This is a genomic window from Falsiroseomonas sp. RANM36 (assembly GCF_056682175.1).
Map to the genome: position 1 here is coordinate 195,896 of NZ_JBWXTD010000008.1, position 255 is coordinate 196,150.

Annotated in this window: 1 protein-coding gene; it reads right to left on the minus strand. The window is 72.9% G+C overall.

Translation table 11 applies throughout. The features are described from left to right. Positions 1-255, minus strand: a 255-nt coding sequence (locus AC1MIR_RS26595; RefSeq protein ID WP_480031190.1) for a Hint domain-containing protein, incomplete at both ends; no start/stop codon positions are given.

The window sequence follows — 255 nt, forward strand, 5'->3', positions numbered from 1 at the left end:
ATTCGGCCGCCGCACCCTCGGCCAGCAGCACGTCATGGCTCTCGAGCTCGACATGGTAGTAGGTGACCTCGGCGAGGCCGGCCTCCACCGTGACGGAGGTGCCGTTCACCAGCAGCCGGGCCGGCACCAGGGCGCCGTCGAGGAACATGCAGTGGGCGGGGGAGACCAGCAGGTCGCGGGCGGGCGTGTTCTCGGCGAGCGCGCCGGCGCGGATGCGGATCGGCGCGATGGCCTCGGCCTTGGGATGGCCGGCGA